The 19,212-nt window shown below is 48.0% G+C and carries 17 protein-coding genes and 1 other annotated feature; of the genes, 1 reads left to right on the top strand and 16 read right to left on the bottom strand.

Features of this window, described 5'->3' with window-relative positions; all coding sequences use genetic code 11:
• Positions 1-2: 2 nt before the first annotated feature.
• The 12 genes from cysS to AB1K83_RS10630 form a co-directional block, all read right to left on the bottom strand.
• Positions 3-1,403, bottom strand: coding sequence for a cysteine--tRNA ligase (gene cysS / locus AB1K83_RS10685; RefSeq protein ID WP_413058188.1), 1,401 nt, complete (start codon positions 1,401-1,403; stop codon positions 3-5).
• Complete coding sequence (cysE, locus tag AB1K83_RS10680) at positions 1,400-2,056, bottom strand: serine O-acetyltransferase (protein WP_413058187.1); 657 nt, start codon at positions 2,054-2,056, stop codon at positions 1,400-1,402. Before cysE ends, cysS begins: the two co-directional genes overlap by 4 nt.
• A 110-nt stretch (positions 2,057-2,166) precedes the next feature.
• Positions 2,167-2,386 (bottom strand) — a binding site (T-box leader).
• 87 nt (positions 2,387-2,473) lie between these two features.
• A complete protein-coding gene (gene gltX, locus AB1K83_RS10675; protein WP_413058186.1) occupies positions 2,474-3,937 on the bottom strand; it encodes a glutamate--tRNA ligase in 1,464 nt (487 codons plus the stop codon).
• Between the two features lie 71 nt (positions 3,938-4,008).
• Positions 4,009-4,485 carry a 2-C-methyl-D-erythritol 2,4-cyclodiphosphate synthase gene (gene ispF / locus AB1K83_RS10670; protein ID WP_413058185.1) on the bottom strand — a complete coding sequence of 159 codons (477 nt, stop codon included), beginning with the start codon at positions 4,483-4,485 and terminating at the stop codon, positions 4,009-4,011.
• Complete coding sequence (gene ispD, locus AB1K83_RS10665; RefSeq protein WP_413058184.1) at positions 4,460-5,176, bottom strand: 2-C-methyl-D-erythritol 4-phosphate cytidylyltransferase; 717 nt, start codon at positions 5,174-5,176, stop codon at positions 4,460-4,462. Before ispD ends, ispF begins: the two co-directional genes overlap by 26 nt.
• A 38-nt stretch (positions 5,177-5,214) precedes the next feature.
• Positions 5,215-6,327 carry a PIN/TRAM domain-containing protein gene (locus AB1K83_RS10660; protein WP_413058183.1) on the bottom strand — a complete coding sequence of 371 codons (1,113 nt, stop codon included), beginning with the start codon at positions 6,325-6,327 and terminating at the stop codon, positions 5,215-5,217.
• Positions 6,328-6,582: 255 nt separating this feature from the next.
• Positions 6,583-7,953, bottom strand: coding sequence for a DNA repair protein RadA (radA, locus tag AB1K83_RS10655; RefSeq protein ID WP_413058182.1), 1,371 nt, complete (start codon positions 7,951-7,953; stop codon positions 6,583-6,585).
• 76 nt (positions 7,954-8,029) lie between these two features.
• On the bottom strand, positions 8,030-10,486 hold the full coding sequence (gene clpC / locus AB1K83_RS10650) for an ATP-dependent protease ATP-binding subunit ClpC (RefSeq protein WP_413058181.1): 2,457 nt from the start codon (positions 10,484-10,486) through the stop codon (positions 8,030-8,032).
• A gap of 222 nt (positions 10,487-10,708) precedes the next feature.
• A complete protein-coding gene (locus tag AB1K83_RS10645; protein ID WP_413058180.1) occupies positions 10,709-11,797 on the bottom strand; it encodes a protein arginine kinase in 1,089 nt (362 codons plus the stop codon).
• Positions 11,787-12,344 carry a UvrB/UvrC motif-containing protein gene (locus AB1K83_RS10640; RefSeq protein WP_413058179.1) on the bottom strand — a complete coding sequence of 186 codons (558 nt, stop codon included), beginning with the start codon at positions 12,342-12,344 and terminating at the stop codon, positions 11,787-11,789. Before AB1K83_RS10640 ends, AB1K83_RS10645 begins: the two co-directional genes overlap by 11 nt.
• A 32-nt stretch (positions 12,345-12,376) precedes the next feature.
• Entirely contained in the window at positions 12,377-12,847 is a 471-nt protein-coding gene (locus AB1K83_RS10635) for a CtsR family transcriptional regulator (RefSeq protein WP_413058178.1), read from the bottom strand.
• A gap of 327 nt (positions 12,848-13,174) precedes the next feature.
• Positions 13,175-14,857 carry a hypothetical protein gene (locus AB1K83_RS10630; protein ID WP_413058177.1) on the bottom strand — a complete coding sequence of 561 codons (1,683 nt, stop codon included), beginning with the start codon at positions 14,855-14,857 and terminating at the stop codon, positions 13,175-13,177.
• Positions 14,858-14,993: 136 nt separating this feature from the next.
• On the opposite strand from AB1K83_RS10630, the gene AB1K83_RS10625 reads away from it, so the two are divergent.
• Positions 14,994-15,671 (top strand): hypothetical protein, encoded by a 678-nt coding sequence (locus tag AB1K83_RS10625; RefSeq protein WP_413058176.1) that lies wholly within the window; start codon positions 14,994-14,996, stop codon positions 15,669-15,671.
• Between the two features lie 352 nt (positions 15,672-16,023).
• Here the strand turns inward: AB1K83_RS10625 and AB1K83_RS10620 are convergent, their stop codons facing one another.
• From AB1K83_RS10620 to AB1K83_RS10605, 4 genes are all read right to left on the bottom strand, one after another.
• Positions 16,024-16,707: a DUF3600 domain-containing protein gene (locus AB1K83_RS10620; RefSeq protein ID WP_413058175.1), complete on the bottom strand. Its 684-nt coding sequence runs from the start codon at positions 16,705-16,707 to the stop codon at positions 16,024-16,026.
• Positions 16,700-17,224: a sigma-70 family RNA polymerase sigma factor gene (locus AB1K83_RS10615; protein ID WP_413058174.1), complete on the bottom strand. Its 525-nt coding sequence runs from the start codon at positions 17,222-17,224 to the stop codon at positions 16,700-16,702. The genes AB1K83_RS10620 and AB1K83_RS10615 overlap by 8 nt, the downstream gene beginning before the upstream one ends.
• 382 nt (positions 17,225-17,606) lie before the next feature.
• Entirely contained in the window at positions 17,607-18,611 is a 1,005-nt protein-coding gene (gene bioB / locus AB1K83_RS10610; RefSeq protein ID WP_413058173.1) for a biotin synthase BioB, read from the bottom strand.
• Positions 18,608-19,204, bottom strand: coding sequence for a biotin transporter BioY (locus tag AB1K83_RS10605; protein WP_413058172.1), 597 nt, complete (start codon positions 19,202-19,204; stop codon positions 18,608-18,610). The genes bioB and AB1K83_RS10605 overlap by 4 nt, the downstream gene beginning before the upstream one ends.
• Between the last annotated feature and the right edge of the window lie 8 nt (positions 19,205-19,212).

Genomic DNA, 19,212 nt, shown 5'->3' with positions numbered 1-19,212 from the left:
CGTCATCCCCTTTTCCAACGCGTGCCTTGCGCAGTGTCTTCCAGTAGAATGCCTTTCGCTTTTAATTCGTCCCGAATTTCATCCGAACGGGCGAAATTACGTTCACGACGAGCGACCAATCGCTCTTCAATCAATGCTTCAATTTCTCCATCAAGCAATTCATTATCAACGGCAAGTTGCAATCCCAATACTCCCATCAACCGGTCGAATGTGGCGATGAAATGTTCCAGCACTTCGGTCTGTGTATTTTTCTCCAATAAATACACATTCGCCAACTTCACCAATTCAAAAATGGCAGCTATACCATTTGCCGTATTAAAGTCATCATCCATCGCCGCTTCAAAGGAACGGACAAGTTCATCGACTTTATAGATCCAAATGTCCTTCTGGTCGCCAAGATCGGCCGACGTTTTCAGGCGATGCTGCAAGTTGTTATAAGCAGTCCGGATACGCTCCAACCCGTTCGCTGCACTTTCCACCAACTCTTGCGAAAAGTTGACGGGATGTCTGTAATGGACCGACAACATGAAAAAGCGCAATACCTTTGGATCGATTTGTTTCCGAATATCATGAACCAAGACAAAGTTGCCGAGCGATTTCGACATTTTTTCATTGTCGATATTGATGTAGCCGTTATGCATCCAATAGTTCGCAAATGGCTTGCCGGTCATGGCCTCGGACTGTGCAATTTCGTTTTCGTGATGCGGGAATGTCAAATCTTGTCCACCCGCGTGGATATCGATCGTATCGCCTAGATGTTCACGCGCCATGACGGAACATTCGATATGCCACCCTGGACGTCCTGCACCCCACGGGCTATCCCAAGCGATTTCCCCTTCTTTCGCCGCTTTCCATAGGGCAAAGTCGAGGGCATTCTCCTTTTTCTCCCCTTGTTCGACACGCGCCCCGACCTTCAGTTCATCGATGGATTGGTGCGAAAGCTTTCCATACCCCTTGAAATTGCGGGTGCGGTAATACACGTCGCCCTGCGATTCATACGCATATCCTTTCTCAATCAAGACGCCGATAAACTGGACGATATCTTCAATATGGTCCGTAACGCGGGGATGGACATCCGCCTTCCCGCAGCCTAGCGCGCCGACATCTTCAAAATAGGCATTAATAAAGCGGTCGGTCAATTCCCCGACCTCTTCGCCCAGTTCATTGGCCGCTTTAATAATTTTATCGTCCACGTCCGTGAAATTTGACACGTATGTCACGTCATACCCACGATACTCCAAATAACGACGAACGGTGTCGAATACGATGACAGGCCGCGCGTTTCCGATATGAATGTAATTGTAAACGGTCGGTCCGCAAACATACATTTTCACCTTGCCCTCTTCAATGGGGCTGAAATGCTCTTTCTTTCGTGTTAGCGTATTGTAAATTTGAATACTCAATACCGTCCCTCCTTCACTTCCTGCTTCTCTATTTGCTCAATCCGCTTTTCCAGCCGTTGGATTTCGGCTTCAAGCCGGCTGCATACGTCCGCAACCGGATCCGGCAAGTTTTGGTGATCATGCCGTTCGACTTTCATGCCGTTCATCATGACTACTTTGCCCGGGATACCGACGACTGTGGCATCGGGCGGTACGTCTTTCAAAACGACCGACCCAGCTCCCACTTTGCTTCGTTCTCCGATCGTGATGGACCCAAGTACTTTCGCTCCGGTGGCAACTAACACATTATCGTGAAGCGTTGGATGGCGCTTCCCCTTTTCCTTCCCGGTTCCCCCTAGAGTCACCCCTTGGTAGATCGTAACGTCATTGCCGATTTCACAAGTCTCCCCGATGACTATCCCCATTCCATGGTCGATGAAAAAGCGACGTCCAATCTTCGCGCCCGGGTGGATTTCAATGCCGGTGAAAAATCGGCTCACTTGCGACACAACCCGTGCCATGAATCGAAAATTCCGTTTGTACAGAGCATGCGCAATCCGATGAGCCCAAATGGCATGCAAACCCGAATATGTCAACACGACTTCAATAGTGCTGCGTGCAGCGGGATCCTGTTCGAATATGCACTGGATATCCTCTCTCATCCTTCGAAACACCTTGTTTTCCTCCTTTTCTAACTAATGGAAGGCACCTGCTTAATGGTCCATTTAGCCTGCCCCGTCGTCATCATCTTAAAAAAATAAAAAATGCGCCTCCGCCAAAAAATGACAGAGACGCATTGCATGCGTGGTTCCACTCCGCTTGGAAGGAAAAATCTCCTTCCCGCTTGAACACCTATAACGCTGGTGATGCGTCCGGCCTACTTGGGTTTCGGCACGGCTCTCAAAGGGGCATTTCGATATGACAGGGGCACGGATCACTTACAGCCGGTGATGATCCTCTCTGGGGTGCTTGCCATACCTACTTCTCCTTATCAACGATTTACATACTCTCTATTTCGGCGTACTAAAGGCGCATTTAAGTTCAAAAAACGATTACCTATCATTGTACATCGCGAACGATGAAAGTCAATATTATTGTTTGGCGTATTTCGAAACGCGCTCCAAAACTCTCTCTCTTCCAATCAGGGCAATGGCAGCCGGCAATTCAGGGCCATTCGTCTGGCCAGTCGTCACCACTCGGATTGGCATGAACAAGTTCTTCCCTTTATGGCCCGTTTCCTTTTGAACTGCTTTGATTGCATCTTTAATCGACGCTGCATCGAACGTTTCCAGACCTTCCAGCTTCTCTTTGAATGAAGCCATCACTTCCGGAACCTGTTCGCCCGCTAGGACTTCTTGGGATTGTTCATCATATTCAATATCATCTTGGAAGAACTGGGCGGATAACTCGACAATTTCCGATCCAAAGCTGAGCTGGTCATGATAAAGGGCGATCAAATCACGGACCCATGCGCTTTCCGCTTCCGTCAACTCGTTCTCCACCAGTCCGGCTTCCTGAAGATGCGGCAACGTTAAAGCGACCACTTCATCCAATGATAATTTTTTTACGTATTGGTTGTTCATCCAAGTCAATTTCTGCTTGTCGAACATGGAAGGCGATTTCGATAATCTGCTTTCATCAAACAGCTTCACGAGCTCGTCATGTGTAAAGATTTCCTCTTCTCCACCCGGGGACCAACCAAGTAGGGCAAAGAAATTAAACATCGCTTCAGGCAAATACCCGAGGTTTTTATATTGGGAAATGAATTGGATAATGGATTCGTCCCGTTTCGACAATTTCTTCCGATCTTCATTGACGATCAAAGTCATATGTCCGAAACGCGGATACTCCCAGCCAAAAACATCGTAAACCATTAGCTGCTTCGGCGTGTTTGTCAAATGCTCCTCCCCACGGAAGACATGGGAAATTTTCATGGAATGATCGTCGATGACAACCGCGAAGTTGTAGGTCGGAATGCCATTTGCTTTCACCAGCACCCAGTCTCCGACGTCTTTTGATTCGAACGCTACCGTGCCGCGGACGAGATCTTCCACTTTATATGTCACATCTTCCGGTACTTTCATCCGGATCGTATACGGCATGCCGGCCGCTTCCTTCTCCGCCACTTCTTCCGCCGTCAGATTCCGGCATGTGCCGGCGTACATCGGAGCTGCAATGCCGGTCGCTTTTTGCCTTTCCCGCTCTGCTTCCAGCTCCTCTGTCGTACAGAAACATTTATAGGCATGGCCGCCATCCAACATGTCCTGCGCATATTTCGTATAGAGGTCAAGTCGCTCCATTTGACGATAAGGCCCGTATGGACCGCCGATATCGACGGACTCATCGTAATCAATGCCAAGCCACTTCAAGTTGTCGAGCTGGGACAATTCTCCGGCTTCGATGTTCCGCTCCGTGTCGGTGTCCTCGATTCGAATAATGAATTTTCCGCCATGGTGGCGGGCAAAAAGATAATTGAAAAGAGCCGTCCGTGCTCCGCCGATATGTAAATGTCCGGTTGGGCTCGGTGCATACCGTACGCGTACCTCTGTTGTCATGGGTTATTACATCTCCGTTCTCATTTGTTTACTGTGTCATTTTACCACTCGTCCGCTTTCTTTGAAAGATGTCATGAGGTAACGAGCAAGATTGTCGCCATGGAAGCGATGCCCTCTTCCCGTCCCGTGAAGCCTAACCGTTCCGTCGTGGTCGCCTTTACATTGACTTGGGAAACGTCCGCCTCTAATAGTTCCGCAACACGCGTCCGGATTTGCTCAATATAAGGTGCCATTTTCGGCTTTTGGGCAATGATCGTACAATCGATATTCCCCAATTGATAGCCTCTTTCCTTGACGAGACTCCAAATTTTCTCTAATAAAACGGCTGAATCGGCATCTTTATAGGCTTCATCTGTGTCCGGAAAATGCCTTCCGATATCGCCTTCTCCAATTGCGCCAAGTGCTGCGTCGGTGATCGTATGTAACAGGACATCCGCATCGGAATGTCCAACCAACCCTTTATCGTGAGGAATGGTGATCCCCCCGATAATCAGCGGCCGCCCTTCTTCGAATTTATGCACATCAAAGCCTTGTCCGATCCGCATCATCCAAATCCTCCTCTTGTTTTCGCTTCAATAAAACCTCGCCAAACACGAGATCTTCCTGAGTCGTCATTTTCACATTATCATACGTGCTCTCCACGATATGGACTGGATGCCCGAGCCGTTCCACAAGCATCGATTCATCCGTGCCGAGAAAACCGTCTTCCTCCGCTTTTTTCGTCGCTTCGTGCAGTACCTCATAGCGGAAGGCTTGAGGTGTCTGGATGATATAAAGCGCCTCGCGATTGACTGTTTTTTCCACCACGCCATTCCGCGCCATCTTCATCGTGTCCTTCGCTTTGACCCCGGCGATGGCTGCTCCTTTTGCGGAGGCCATGTCAACAAGCTTCCGGATGACGTCACGCCGGATAAAAGGCCGGGCCGCATCGTGCACGAGCACGACACCAGCACCCTCATGCGCTTCGATACAGGAAGCGACGCTATGTTGACGTTCCTCTCCTCCATCGACGAGCGCTTTCACTTTTGTAATGCCGAACTGTCCCAGCATGTCTTGGATCTGCCCGCGCTCTTCGGGTTTGACAGCTAGAAGGATCCCAGCACAATCAGGGTCGCTGTCGAATACGCGAAGAGTATGTATGAGGATCGGCGTCTCGCCGATCTCCAAGAATAGTTTATTGAAGCCCGCCCCCATCCGCTTTCCGCTTCCGGCGGCCGGCAACATCACTGTGTACTCCACTATCCATCTTCCTCTACTTCCTTTAATCAATCACGACATCAATTGGCCCGTGCCGTCTTCCCATTTTTCGGCTTGGCGAAAATCATACGACCCGCCGATGTCTGTAGCACGCTCGTCACAACGACATCGATCGCGCTTCCAATATGATGTTTACCATCTTCCACCACGATCATCGTCCCATCATCCAGATAGGCGACGCCCTGGTTATGCTCCTTGCCGTCCTTGATGACGACAACGTGCATTTCCTCTCCAGGGATGACAACCGGTTTTACCGCATTCGCCAGATCATTAATATTCAATACGGCCACGCCGTGCAAATCCGCAACTTTATTCAAATTAAAATCATTTGTCACGACGAAACCACCCATACTTTTCGCAAGACGGACAAGCTTCAGATCCACTTCCGCCACATCATGGAAATCTTCGTCCGTTATCTGGACATTGGGGCCTTCATCTGTCTGCAACTTTTTCAAGACATCGAGCCCCCGTCTTCCTTTCGTCCGCTTTAACGTATCGGATGAATCCGCAATATGTTGCAGTTCCGTCAAGACAAACTGCGGTACGACGAGAATGCCTTCCAAAAAACCGGTCGCCGAAATATCCGCGATGCGTCCGTCAATGATAACGCTAGTATCTAATATTTTATAGAGCTTATTGTGGTTCGGTAGAGCGGAAGGGTCTCCACCTTCCGCCTCCTTCTTTTTTTGTCCCGCATTTTTAGCAGAGTAAAGCGCTTGAATGAATTCTTCACGTTTCTTGAAACCGACTTGAAATCCGAGATAACCGAGAAGGATGGACAACAAAATGGGTGTGACGGAAGCGATGACCGGAATTTCGATATTGCCTAGTCCGAAACTGACAAGGAAAGCTAAACTTAAGCCGACAATCAGACCAATCGTTCCGAAGAGCAAATCAAAAATCGGCGCTTTCAAGAGACGATCTTCCATCCATTTGATGAAATTGACAATCGGCTCAGTCAAAAATAGATTGACGATGTAAAAAATAGCGGCTCCCAGAATGGCGGATACATATGGATTATTGATCATCGGCTTGGAGGTAAATGAAAATAAGGTGAATAAATGCGGTAAAAACAACACCCCAAGCGTCCCGCCAATCAATAGAAGCCCAATTTGCACCACTCGTTTCAACATATCTACGACCTCCTTTCATGTATAAGAAGGATGTTGAAAAAGCAAATTCTTTATTAAGAAAACATTTTTCGAACATCCCGTTGCCTGTCATTATACATGTTTATCCTTTTGAAAGCTGTTCTGAACATGGTCCGGAACCGAATTTAATCCTATATTCATAAGACTTCCGATCATGTATCGAAGTTCCGGCTCCCTATTGAAATGAAAGATGGAAGGGCGGAGAAACGATCTTAACCCCCCTCCCCCGCAAGCCCCTCAACCAAATGCTATCTTCAATGCTTCGCTGATCGTGTCAACACCAATCACTTGGATGCCTTTCGGGTAGTCCCACCCGCCCAGGTTGGAAGATGGAACGATGGCCCGCTCGAACCCTAGTTTGGCGGCTTCCACGACACGTTGTTCAATTCGGGAGACCCGACGGACTTCTCCCGTCAATCCGACTTCACCAATGAAACAGTCGGACACCCCGGCGGCAGCGTCCTTATAACTGGAGACGATGCTCATCAATACCGCCAAGTCAATGGCCGGTTCATCTAGTTTTACACCACCAGCCACTTTGATATACGCATCTTGCGCCTGCAACAGCATCCCCATCCGTTTTTCCAGCACCGCCATGAGCAAGGACACCCGGTTCTGATCGATTCCGGTGGCCATCCGCTTTGGATAATTAAAGCTGGAAGGGGTGACAAGCGCTTGGACTTCAACCAAGATCGGGCGCGTTCCTTCCATGGACGCCACGACCGTCGAACCCGCTCCGCCTTGCGACCTTTCCCGCAAGAACAACTCAGACGGGTTCAACACTTCTTTCAAGCCGGACTGCAACATTTCAAAAATGGCGATTTCATTCGTCGAGCCGAAACGGTTTTTGACACTGCGTAAGATCCGGTACGTGTGATGGCGTTCCCCTTCGAAATACAGGACAGTATCCACCATATGCTCCAACAGCCGCGGACCTGCAATCTGACCATCCTTCGTCACATGGCCGACAAGGAAAATGGCGATCCCCTGCGTTTTGGCAATCCGCATCAGTTCAGCGGTACATTCCCGCACTTGCGACACGCTGCCCGGTGCCGATGTAACTTCCGGATGGTGGACGGTCTGGATCGAGTCCACGATAACAAAGCGGGGTTTCACATCCGAAATCGTTTCATGAATTTGCCCCAAATCCGTTTCTGCGTAAATGAAAAGCTCATCCGACGCGACCCCGAGCCGCTCCGCCCGCAGCTTCGTCTGACGAATCGATTCCTCTCCGGAAATATACAGGACTCGTTGGCTCTTGTTTGAGAGGAGAGCCGACACTTGAAGTAGCAAGGTCGATTTCCCGATGCCTGGGTCGCCTCCGATCAGAATTAAAGAACCTGGGACGATTCCGCCACCCAGCACCCGGTTCAGTTCCCCGAGCTCAGTCTCCACTCTGGGTTCTTCCACTGTCTCAACCGCACTGATCGGCATAGCCTTTTGCCGTATATTTTCGGAGTGCTGAAACGCGCCACGCGGTCCTTTTTGGACAATCTCCACTTCTTCGTCCATTGTATTCCATTCACCGCAGCCCGGGCAGCGACCCATCCATTTCGGAGACTCGTAGCCGCAGGATCTACACATGAATTTCGTCTTCCGTTTAGCCATAAAATCCCCCCAACGTGAAAAGGACAGCCCTACCCGGCCGAAAATCCATTCGGCGGGCGGGCTATCCGGTGCACTTTTATTTTTCTCCGACTTCGACTGCTTCGTTTTTCTTGTTTGTTTTCACCGTGAATTCTCCAGCTTCGACGTCAATGACCACTTGGCCGCCTGTCAGGATAGTGCCTTTCAAGAGCTCCTCCGATAGGCGATCCTCGATATGTTTCTGAATGGCCCGGCGGAGTGGACGAGCCCCATACTCCGGATCATAGCCTTCTTCGGAAATTTTCTCTTTCGCCGCATCTGTGATGATGAGTTCAATATCTTGTTCTACCAAGCGTTTCACCAATTCATTGGACATGAGCGAGACAATTTCACGCAGATGCTCTTTTTCAAGTGAGTGGAAGACGATCATTTCATCCACACGGTTCAAGAACTCTGGACGGAACACTTTTTTCAACTCATCGAGCATAGTCGATTTCATGCTCTCGTAATCGCGCTCCGTGCCGTGTAAATTGAAACCGACGTAGCGGTTTTTCTTCAAGGCTTCGGCTCCGACGTTCGATGTCATAATAAGCACCGTGTTGCGGAAATCAACCGTACGCCCTTTAGAATCTGTCAGCCTTCCGTCTTCCAACACTTGTAGCAAGATGTTGAAAACGTCCGGGTGGGCTTTCTCGATTTCATCCAGCAGGACAACCGAATACGGTTTGCGACGGACTTTTTCCGTCAACTGGCCACCTTCATCGTAACCGACATATCCTGGAGGTGAACCGACGAGACGGGATGTCGAATGCTTCTCCATGTATTCAGACATGTCGATCCGGATCATCGCATCTTCGTCACCGAACATCGATTCCGCAAGCGCCCGCGCCAGTTCCGTTTTCCCGACACCGGTAGGTCCGAGGAAAATGAAGGAACCGATTGGACGTTTCGGATCTTTCAAGCCGGCACGTGCCCGGCGGATCGCCCGGGAAATGGCGGTGACCGCTTCTCCTTGGCCAATGACGCGCTTATGGAGCAATTCTTCCATGTTCAACAATTTGGCGCTCTCGGTCGTCGCGATTTTCGAGACAGGCACGCCGGTCCACATCGCTACGACTTCGGCGATATCGTTGACTGTCACTTCAGACTCCGTCTTGCCTTGCTTCTCTTTCCAAGCCGTTTTTGTCTTATCCAGCTCTTCTTTCATCTTTTGCTCTTTATCGCGGAAAGAAGCCGCTTTTTCGAATTCCTGGCTTTGGACGGCCGCATTCTTTTCAGAACGGATCGCTTCCAGCTTCGCTTCGAGCTCCTTCAAATTTGGCGGTGTTGTATAGGAGCGGAGACGTACTTTCGATCCCGCTTCGTCAATTAAGTCGATCGCCTTATCCGGAAGGAATCGGTCGGAAATGTAGCGATCCGACATTTTCGCAGCCGCTTCGATCGCTTCGTCCGTAATTTTTACCCGGTGATGTGCTTCGTAACGATCGCGCAAGCCACTGATAATTTGGATCGTTTCCTCGACAGTCGGCTCGTCGACTTGGATCGGTTGGAAACGACGTTCCAGCGCTGCGTCTTTTTCGATATATTTTCGGTATTCATCCAATGTCGTTGCCCCGATACATTGCAATTCACCGCGGGCAAGAGACGGTTTCAGGATATTGGAAGCATCAATCGCGCCTTCCGCTCCTCCCGCACCGATGAGCGTATGGAGCTCGTCAATGAACAGGATGATATTGCCGGCCTGGCGGATTTCTTCCATCACTTTTTTCATACGGTCTTCGAATTCACCGCGGTATTTTGTGCCGGCGACGACCGTTCCCATATCAAGTGTCATGACGCGCTTATCGCGAAGGATTTCTGGCACTTCGTTGTTAATGATCTGCTGGGCAAGCCCTTCCGCAATCGCCGTTTTCCCGACGCCCGGCTCTCCAATCAGAACTGGGTTGTTTTTCGTACGGCGCGCCAACACTTCGATTACGCGGGTAATTTCCTTTCCGCGTCCGATAACCGGATCGAGTGTGCCTTCACGCGCGATTTCAGTCAAGTCGCGGGCCAAGCTATCCAATGTCGGAGTGGCGGCAGAATTGGCAGCGCCTTGATTGCCAACAGAGCTGTCATTGCTGCCAAGAAGTTGAAGGACTTGTTGACGGGCTTTGTTGAGGCTGACCCCTGCGTTGTTCAATACCCGTGCGGCCACACCTTCTCCTTCACGGATCAGCGCAAGTAGAATATGTTCTGTGCCGATATAGGAATGGCCCAACTTGCGGGATTCGTCCACAGATAGTTCAATTACCTTTTTAGCGCGCGGTGTGTAATGAACGATCGGTCCCACATCTTTAGAGCCGCTGCCTACTAACTTCTCCACGCCTTGTTCAATAGTTTCGAAACTTACATCGATCGCTTCGAGCGCTTTCGCTGCAATGCCGCCGCCTTCGCGGATCAATCCTAGCAAGATATGCTCCGTGCCGATCGATTCATGTTTCATCCGAATGGCTTCTTCTTGAGCAAGCTGCAATACTTTTTGTGCACGTTGTGTAAATCGGTTGAACATCATATTCATTCCTCTCCTATCTATATATGATCCTATCCCATCCGCATCAGCCAAGGCTGAGGGAGTAAAGGTATAACGCATCCTAATGGAAATTCTGTTGATTCAAAGACAGCCTATTTTAGTGTATTCAACTGGACCGCATCGAAAAACGGCGTCCCAAAAATTGACTTTGACTATCTTTGATTATACTATACCTGCCGTACATCAGTTACGCAAAGTAGATGCTCAACTTTCCTCGTTTTCTTCTATGGCAGCTTTGGCTTTCTCGACGTCCAGCCTTTCCCGGAACAATTGGGCCCGGAAGATATCCCGTTCTTCCTGCGAAAGCTCTGTTCCTGCATAATGTTGCAAAAAGCCCGGCTGCATGAAAATCATCAGTTCATTCAAAATAGACATATCAATATCTTCAATTATGCCGAGGTCGATGCCGAGACGGACATCCGACAGGCAGCGTGCCGCTTCGCCCGATGGCAACAGCCTCGCATAGAGAATTGTACCAAGCGAACGGAACAAACGGTTTTCCAAAGCGATTCGCGATTTGGACAGGAGTAATTCCCGGGATTTGCGTTCATGGGCAATGAGCCGGTCTGTTATATTTCCAAGATCTGTTATGATTTCATGTTCAGTCTTGCCTAAAGTCGTCTGATTCGATACTTGATAAATATTGCCCAACGCCTCGCTCCCTTCTCCATAACTTCCGCGCACGACCATGCCGAGCCGTGCAATAGAAGGGATGATCCGGTCAATTTGCTTCGTAATGGTGAGTGCCGGCAAGTGCATCATGACCGATGCGCGCATGCCCGTCCCCGTATTGGAAGGACAGCTCGTCAAATATCCAAACGCTTCGTCAAACGCATATGGCAGTACCTTTTCCAGCTGATCGTCCACTTGATCGGCCTGCTCGTAGGCCGCTTCCAGCTGAAGGCCTGGATAAATGCACTGGATCCGGATATGATCCTCTTCATTCACCATGACGCTGACGGTTTCGTCTTCCGATAAGATGACAGCGCCAAAGCGTTCGGGATTTGCAAGCTGCGGGCTGATCAAATGCTTCTCCACCAATACTTGACGTTCCATGGAGGGCAAATCGGCCATCTTCATATAGGTGTACCCTTTTTGGTGCGAATCAAGCAATGCAGCCGAAACTTCTTTATCGACCGCCATCGCAGCCTCCTCCGAAAAGGCGATCGGGAAACGGTATCCCGTCAAATTCCGGGCTAACCGGATCCGGGTGGACAGGACGATATCCGAGTGCTCGCCATGCGCTGTCATCCAGCCCGTCACGGATTGCTGCATAAATCGTTCAATTGACATCGCTCTCTTCACCTCCATCATGAAGCCGCAACTTCAATGCGTTGGCTTCATCGCGCAAAACCGCAGCCTCTTCAAAGCGCTCCGCTTCGACAGCTTCTTTCATCTTCACCCGAATTTCTTCTATCTTCTTTTTCACTGCATAGATTTCATTGAAGGAGACCGGAATTTTACCGACGTGTTTGGAATGGCCGTTATGAAGTTTTCCCAGCATTCGCGGTAACCTCTCCCGGAATGTCGCATAACACTTCGCACAACCGAACTTTCCGATATCCAAGAACTTCTGGAATGTCAGCCCGCAATTTGGGCATTCGGGACCCCGCATCATCTCTCCCCTCGTCTGCGGTTGACTTTGGAATGGGTCTTGCCCGCCAAACCATTGGGAGAGGAATTGTTGGATCGATAACGGCTCCTGATTCGGATCAAACTGAAGGGAGTGCGAGTGGAATGCGCATTTCTCACATAATTGGCGTTCCAATGACCCTCCCATACTCTCTTGGGTCAAGATGACAGAAGCCGGACGTTCTTTGCAATTTTCACATATCATCATAGGGGCACCCACCTCGTCCTAATTATTGGCGTTCAATCCATTTGCTCGTACAAGAGCGTCAGGAGCATCGCCTGTAAAATACGGGCGCGCATTGTATCGCGCTCGGGTAATGGTTGTTGGATGGTCGCCCGGTCCACCGCGGCAAGGATCAGATTCGCTTCCCGTTCGGACAGGACCTCATCTTCCATAAGCCGGTGGATGATATCCTCGGCCATCGTGAAAGAGGCGCCATCTTGTATTCCTTCCAAAATATGCTCGATCAATTCTTTATGCGAATTAGCTTGGACACGGATAATGCGAATATACCCCCCGCCTCCACGCTTGGACTCGACAATATACCCGCGTTCCGCCGTAAAACGTGTCTTAATGACGTAGTTGATCTGCGAAGGGACGCATTGGAATTTTTCTGCGACTTCGCTGCGCTTAATTTCAATGGCGCTCTTCTCTTCCTCTTCGATTATTGCCTTTAAATACCCTTCAATAATGTCAGAAATGTTTCGCATGTCTATCCTCACCTCTTTCCTAACTAGGTCAGAATCCGTTGACTTTGACTATCTTTGACTTAATTGTACACGAATAAACCCGTTCGGTGCAATTGATATGCTAACGAAGGAATTTTGAGGTGTAGCGCAACAGAAATGCGTCGTGACGGAAAACCTGTCGTCAGGAAGCAAGGCCATATTATTGTAAGCGTACCCGATTTTTCTTTCGGCTACGCTTACTTTTTCAAATGGCGAATAAATATGAGTCCCTATCATGTTTTCGTTTAGAAATCGGCGCGCTGAGTCATCATAAAAAAACGCCGGAGGATCAGATCCCCCGGCGCTTTTTTATTCAATCGTCGTATTTGTCAGATCTTTCACCGGCAAGAACAACTCGCCAGTTTCCAAGTAGGTCAACACCAACCGGTCGCCTTCCTGGACATATACCGCCAGTGGCGCCACTTCCGTCGAAATGATAAAATTCCGCCCGTCGTCCGCCAAGATGGACACTAGGGTGAAATCGCCGACACGCTCTTTAAACACGCGTTTGACGGTGATCGCCGCTTTTGCCTCTTCCGCATCGGAACTTCCATCCACTGTGCTGCCGCCCCGCTGCAGTGCTGTTTTGTACAGTCTGAGCGCCTCGTTAGGCGAGTTGCCGTACACCGATATTTCCGGATTGGCTGCAGACACGATGAAGTAGTTTTGCAGGAAGCCGTTGGAGTCCAGCACCGGAGTCAGCCAGCTCGCTTCTCCGTAAAAGTTGTATAACACCGGCATTTCACCCGTCCACTTCTTTTCGATAAATTTCTTTTCGATGATCTGGAGAGCCCCTTGAGAATCCATGTACGACTCTTCCAAGTTACCTGTATAATAAGTCGCTTCCCCAGTCCGGCCATCCGTCAACGCATAGCCGAGCATCGAATCGACCCCTTCTTTCGGACTTGTAAAATCGGTGAAGTAATACATATGTCCCGTTTCGTCAAAAATCGGGCTTACATTCGCCTCCGTCCCTTCATCGGACGGCAATTTCACATCTTTCTTCCCGACCACCGAATTCCAGAAGCCGTGAACGTATTTTCCGAAGTAACTGTTTTGTAAACTAACCGCCTCAGGAGAAACCGCTCCGTCAATGAATCCCGGCACGTCTGACAGCCCAAACTTCGTCGTCGCCCCCGTCATGGGATCGACCATTACAATCCCTTTGACGTCAAAGCCATTCCGGGCGGTAATGAAATTTCCATATGAACGGAAATAGTGGGGCTTGCCTTCATCGTCAATTTCCAGTTGGACTTCCCCGTAGAAAATCAAATCCGGAAATGCCATCCGCATATGGCGTTCCACTTGATGATGGAAGTAAGAAGATGGAGTATATTTCATTTCTGACTTGATGAATTTCGGATTATCCGCGGAGTCGGTCGCGCTCATGGTAAAATAGCCCGGCGTCGTTTTGCCGTTCAGCCATTTGAAAAAGCCCGAGAACTCAACAGGCGCGATATAGACGAATTCATCATTCACTTTCTGGATCTGTAAATGGCCCAGTTCAAAATAACTCGTATTCGGCACTTGGCCGAATGCCTTTTTCATTTTATTGCGCGCAAATTTAGGTGGTACGCTAGCTGGCGTCTTTGTTTCATCAAACGCTTTGATTTCCACCTGTTGGTCCATTTCCACCGCCTTGTACTTCTTATCGGCATTGAACAATGGGGCACTCAGCATATACCCCCCTACGACCAGCGCACCTAGGAATAAAATCCCTTTCAGGAGCCGCTCTTTCCCAGTTGACGCCAATGTCCCCAATAAAGTCGTGACGAGTAGGGCTACCCATAAAGATGTCCAATTTCGATCTACATTCGTTACGTAATAGAATACAAAGATGGAGATACCAGCTACCGCTGCCAAACCGACGATAGCAACCCATTCAGTAACGGCTAACCGTGTTTCCTTCTCTTTGGACGTTGACAAAAACGGCACGATGAACAGTGCGACTAGAACTCCTGCAACGGCAGATAGTATGAATAAGTTGAGCATCTGGAACACTCTTTTCCGTTTAAGATTTTGGTCTTCTATACTATACGGTTGAACAGCCGAAACGTTTCAGCAGATTCCCGAAACTTTCTTCCAACTAACCCGTAGAAGATAGACACGGAAGGAGGGGGGCCTAATCATGAGTAAAAATAGGTATGATGAAACGATTGCAACGGGGAAGATGAAGCCGAAATGGATCTTTTATTTGATTATCATTAGCGTGATGATGGGGAGCCTTCTCATCGGGACGGGTACGCTGCTCTTCCATTCCCTGTCCATGGGGGAGGGGTGGCTGTCCCTCCTATTCGGCGGCCTGTTTGCGTTCTCGCTCTGGGCGTCCATCAAAATCTTCCTCCTCACGCGCAACAAGAAGCCGACGAAAATCATTGCGGTGGCGGAAGAGGATGCGTATACCATTTACGCCATCAATGAATGGACCGAGGATGAGAAGGTGACAAAAGTCCATTACGACACGATCGACCACTTGCTGATCGGCGTCTGGACGAATCGCGGATTCAAGGGCCGGAAAAGTGATTACGTCGGAGCCCAACTCATCATCCGCCATCCGGATGAAGACGGACAGTGGACGTATACTTCCTCGATTATCTTTGATGAAAAGGTCCTCACTATGTGGAATGAGCGAATTCAGGCACATGACATCCCGGCATTTATCACGCCATTCATTATTTCGAATGTCAAACGGGAAACGTTTGATACGCTTATCCAAACGATAGATGCCCAATCTTTCGACGGCAATTTCTCCATCAAAGACTATTTTCAGCAACAGGAGCAGCTACTCGAGTGGCAGCACAAATGAAAAAGAACCCTTTTGGATGAATAACGGATTCGATGATAGGGAGAAAAATGCAATAACAATGTGGATAACAAGTTAATCAACATATATTGCAACAGTACATTTGCAATTTAAACAACAAGTAAAACGCTCAGAAACCCGAGCGTTTTTTCATGAAATATTTTACTCCCCTTATTGGACTGAGCCGCTAATTAAACAATCACGCCCTACAATGAATTAACTTAAGTATGGTCTCAATCCAAAAAACGACTAATTCTTTTCGAGCTAATGCGCCCGTTGAAACGTATATTCAGCCTACTGTTATGTTTCAAAAAGAATTGAAAATAACTTAGTATGTTTTAGTCCCCCCTATAATTCAATCAATTTGTTTTTCATTTACATAATTTAAGTATTCTTGAGCTTTAATGAATTCCGCTTGTAACTCTGAAGGAATTGAAGCGATCTCGGGGGCACTTGAGACTCCTAGTTGCGCCATAGTCGTTTCATATGTTAATAAAGCTTGAATGTATTGTTCATATTCTTCGGCTGTTAAAACCTCTTTGCTTGATGGTAGCCCGTTGAGTTTGTCAAAGTATGGTTGGATTTCGTACATTGCTACTCTAATATCCTCTAATTGTTCTGCAGGGACTTGTGAATAATCGATGTTTCCATTTGTATCGCCATATTCAAGTTTTGCACTAGTAAATACATTTAGTAAATCTTTAAACTGTTCGTACTCGTCTTTTGTCAGGTCACCTTTTGCTTGATTTAGTTTTGCATCAAATAATAAGTAACTTTCCATTGTTACGCTTGCCACATGTTTTTTTAGATTATCAAATGAACCATATACATCATCGGCCAGTAACGCTTGATAAGCAAATGCACCTGTTGGAATCAGTAAACAAGCAGAAATAACAGCTATAGCCAATCGTTTTTTAAAAAAACGATTCAGTTTGCCACCCATTTCAGACTTTGCTTTATTAATGCCCAATTTACTCCTTTCATGAAGCTCTGCAGGGATTTCAATTTTTGATAACTCTTGTTTAAAATGATTATCCATAATTACCCGCCTCCTTTACATTTTGACGAAGCTTGTCTAAAGCACGGTATAGGACAGATTTTGCGGTTCCGAGCGGTATGTCCAATATCTCTGAAATTTCCTTTAATGTACGATCATCGTAATATTTTAGTAAAATGACGCTCTTCTCATCCTCTTTTAAAGCATTGATCAGCTTGTGCAAAGATAAAGTGAGTGCAATGTCTTCATCTTCTGACCCAGATATCACTTCAAAGTCTAAATATAGCGGAATCACCTTTTTGTTTTTATTGATTAAGTTCAATGCACAATTAATCGTAATTTTCATAAGCCAAGTCTTAAAATACTCAGGTTTTTTCAATGTACCGATTTTCTTATATGACTGATAGGCCACTTCTTGAACTATATCTAAGGCATCTTCTTTATTTTTTACATAGACATAAGCCATTCGATAAATATCTGCTTCGTACTGCCGGAAAAGCATTAAGTAGGCTTTATCATTTCCTTTTTGTGCTTTCTTTACTAAACGTTCAAGTTTCACCTTAACTCCTCCTTTCGTTTTGTTTTGGCTTTAGGCTTTAGGCTTTACATCTATTAGACAAAAGGGAAGGTGATTTGGCTTAAATTATTTTTAATTAGTTTTATGTATTTCGATTTTTTCTTTGAGCAGGCAGAGAATTCATGGTGGTTGTTACTGAAGTACAACCATTCACACACATATACATTTATTTACCACAACTTTCCACAATTGTCGCATTTCTATTTCCCGGCAGTATCAGCGCCGTTTTTAAATTCCGCGGTGTCTCCAATATGGATTAATGCGCTAAATTGGCTACATCATTGATATAAAAACAAAAAAGAAGACACAATTCATATGTGAATTGTGTCTTCGATGAAGCTATTAGTTAACGTTCACCTCAAACTCAAACCGAAACCGGTTCTCTGTTTAACGGCTCCAAGTCCACTTCGAAGCCCAAGTCTTCAAGCATTTGGCGATCGCTGTCGCTCTCCTGCCCTTCTGTCGTCAAATAATCCCCGATGAAAATCGAATTCGCCGCGTAGAGGCCTAGTGGTTGCAAGCTGCGCAAGTTCACTTCGCGGCCGCCCGAAATCCGAATTTCCTTGGACGGATTGGTAAAGCGGAACAAGCTGAGCACTTTCAAGCAATAGCGTGGATTCAATTCATCCGTTCCGCCGAGCGGTGTCCCATCTACCGCATGTAGAAAATTCACCGGGATCGAATCGGCATCCAACGCATGCAGGCTGCGCGCCATCGAAATGACGTCTTCCTTCGTCTCGCGCATGCCGACAATAACCCCCGAACAAGGGGAGATGCCGGCGTCTTTCGCGAGACCGACCGTGTTCACCCGATCATCGTATGTATGGGAAGTCGTGATGTTTTCATGATGATCGGCTGATGTATTCAAGTTGTGATTGTATCGGTCGACACCTGCTTCTTTCAACCGTACCGCTTGTTCCGGCTTCAAGATTCCGAGGCAGGCGCAGATGGTCATGTCTTTATGTCTCGACTTAATTTCCTTAACTGAATCAATGACGATTTCCAATTCGCTGTTGACCGGCCCACGTCCGCTCGCCACGATACAATAGGTGCCCGCATTGACCGCTGCCGCGCGTTCAGCACCCGCCACAATCTCTTCTTGCTTCATCATGGCATATTTCTCAACCGGAGCTTGGGAAACGATGGATTGGGCGCAATACCCGCAGTTTTCCGGGCATAGACCGGATTTCGTATTGATGATCATGTTCAACTTCACTTTATTCCCGTAATAGTGCTTGCGAATTTGGTAGGCTCCGTGCAGAAGGGGCAATAAATCCTCGTCCGGGCTATTCAAAATGGAAAGCGCTTCTTCATCCGTCAGTTGGTGGCCGTTCAGAACCTGTTGGGCCAGCTGGTTATAATCTGTCATTGTCCATGCCTCACTTTCAATACTTTATACATGCGATGACCGAAAATCCCGGCCAGAACTGCAAGCAAGATATCTTTCGGCAATGGCGGCACCATCCAGATCCAAGCCACTTTATACGTAAACGCATCAGGGGCCGCTGCCCAAAATTTATAAGCAAAGTACATCCAGTTCGTACCAATTACATAATTGACCACCATCGCGGCAAGAGCAGCTACGATGTAATTTTTCAATTTCCCGTTTTTCTCCACGATTTTCCCTGCTATATACGCCGTCAGGATAAATGATAAAACGAATCCAAATGTCGGACTGAGGATAAACCCGAATCCGCCTTGGAATTTCGAAAATACCGGTGCCCCCGCGAGTCCGATACACATATAGACCGTCATCGCAGTCGCCCCGATCCGACTGCCTAACAGAAGTCCGGCAAGGATGGCAAAGAATGTCTGCAATGTGATCGGCACCCCACCGATAACGAGAAACGGTACAAACGACGTAATATTGGCACCGATCATCATCAGTGCGGCAAACATTCCACTATACACAAGCGTCAAGGCACTTGTACCACTTTTCGACTTCGCTGTTGCTGTTGCCACTTCCACAC

Origin of the sequence: Sporosarcina sp. 179-K 3D1 HS, from assembly GCF_047228905.1 — a bacterium.
GTDB lineage: Bacteria > Bacillota > Bacilli > Bacillales_A > Planococcaceae > Sporosarcina.
The sequence above is the reverse complement of the archived record's forward strand: the minus strand, read 5'-3'. Positions and strand labels throughout refer to the sequence as shown.

Bases quoted from the DNA above. Each gene is read 5' to 3' on its own strand.
- AB1K83_RS10660 (WP_413058183.1), bottom strand. From the start codon at position 6,327: ATGTTGAAACGAGTGGTGCAAATTGGGCTTCTATTGATTGGCGGGACG.
- AB1K83_RS10645 (WP_413058180.1), bottom strand. From the start codon at position 11,797: ATGTCAATTGAACGATTTATGCAGCAATCCGTGACGGGCTGGATGACA.
- ispF (WP_413058185.1), bottom strand. From the start codon at position 4,485: ATGATGCGGATCGGACAAGGCTTTGATGTGCATAAATTCGAAGAAGGG.
- radA (WP_413058182.1), bottom strand. From the start codon at position 7,953: ATGGCTAAACGGAAGACGAAATTCATGTGTAGATCCTGCGGCTACGAG.
- clpC (WP_413058181.1), bottom strand. From the start codon at position 10,486: ATGATGTTCAACCGATTTACACAACGTGCACAAAAAGTATTGCAGCTT.
- AB1K83_RS10630 (WP_413058177.1), bottom strand. From the start codon at position 14,857: ATGCTCAACTTATTCATACTATCTGCCGTTGCAGGAGTTCTAGTCGCA.
- AB1K83_RS10635 (WP_413058178.1), bottom strand. From the start codon at position 12,847: ATGCGAAACATTTCTGACATTATTGAAGGGTATTTAAAGGCAATAATC.
- AB1K83_RS10620 (WP_413058175.1), bottom strand. From the start codon at position 16,707: ATGGATAATCATTTTAAACAAGAGTTATCAAAAATTGAAATCCCTGCA.
- AB1K83_RS10640 (WP_413058179.1), bottom strand. From the start codon at position 12,344: ATGATGATATGTGAAAATTGCAAAGAACGTCCGGCTTCTGTCATCTTG.
- gltX (WP_413058186.1), bottom strand. From the start codon at position 3,937: ATGACAACAGAGGTACGCGTACGGTATGCACCGAGCCCAACCGGACAT.
- AB1K83_RS10625 (WP_413058176.1), top strand. From the start codon at position 14,994: ATGAGTAAAAATAGGTATGATGAAACGATTGCAACGGGGAAGATGAAG.
- bioB (WP_413058173.1), bottom strand. From the start codon at position 18,611: ATGACAGATTATAACCAGCTGGCCCAACAGGTTCTGAACGGCCACCAA.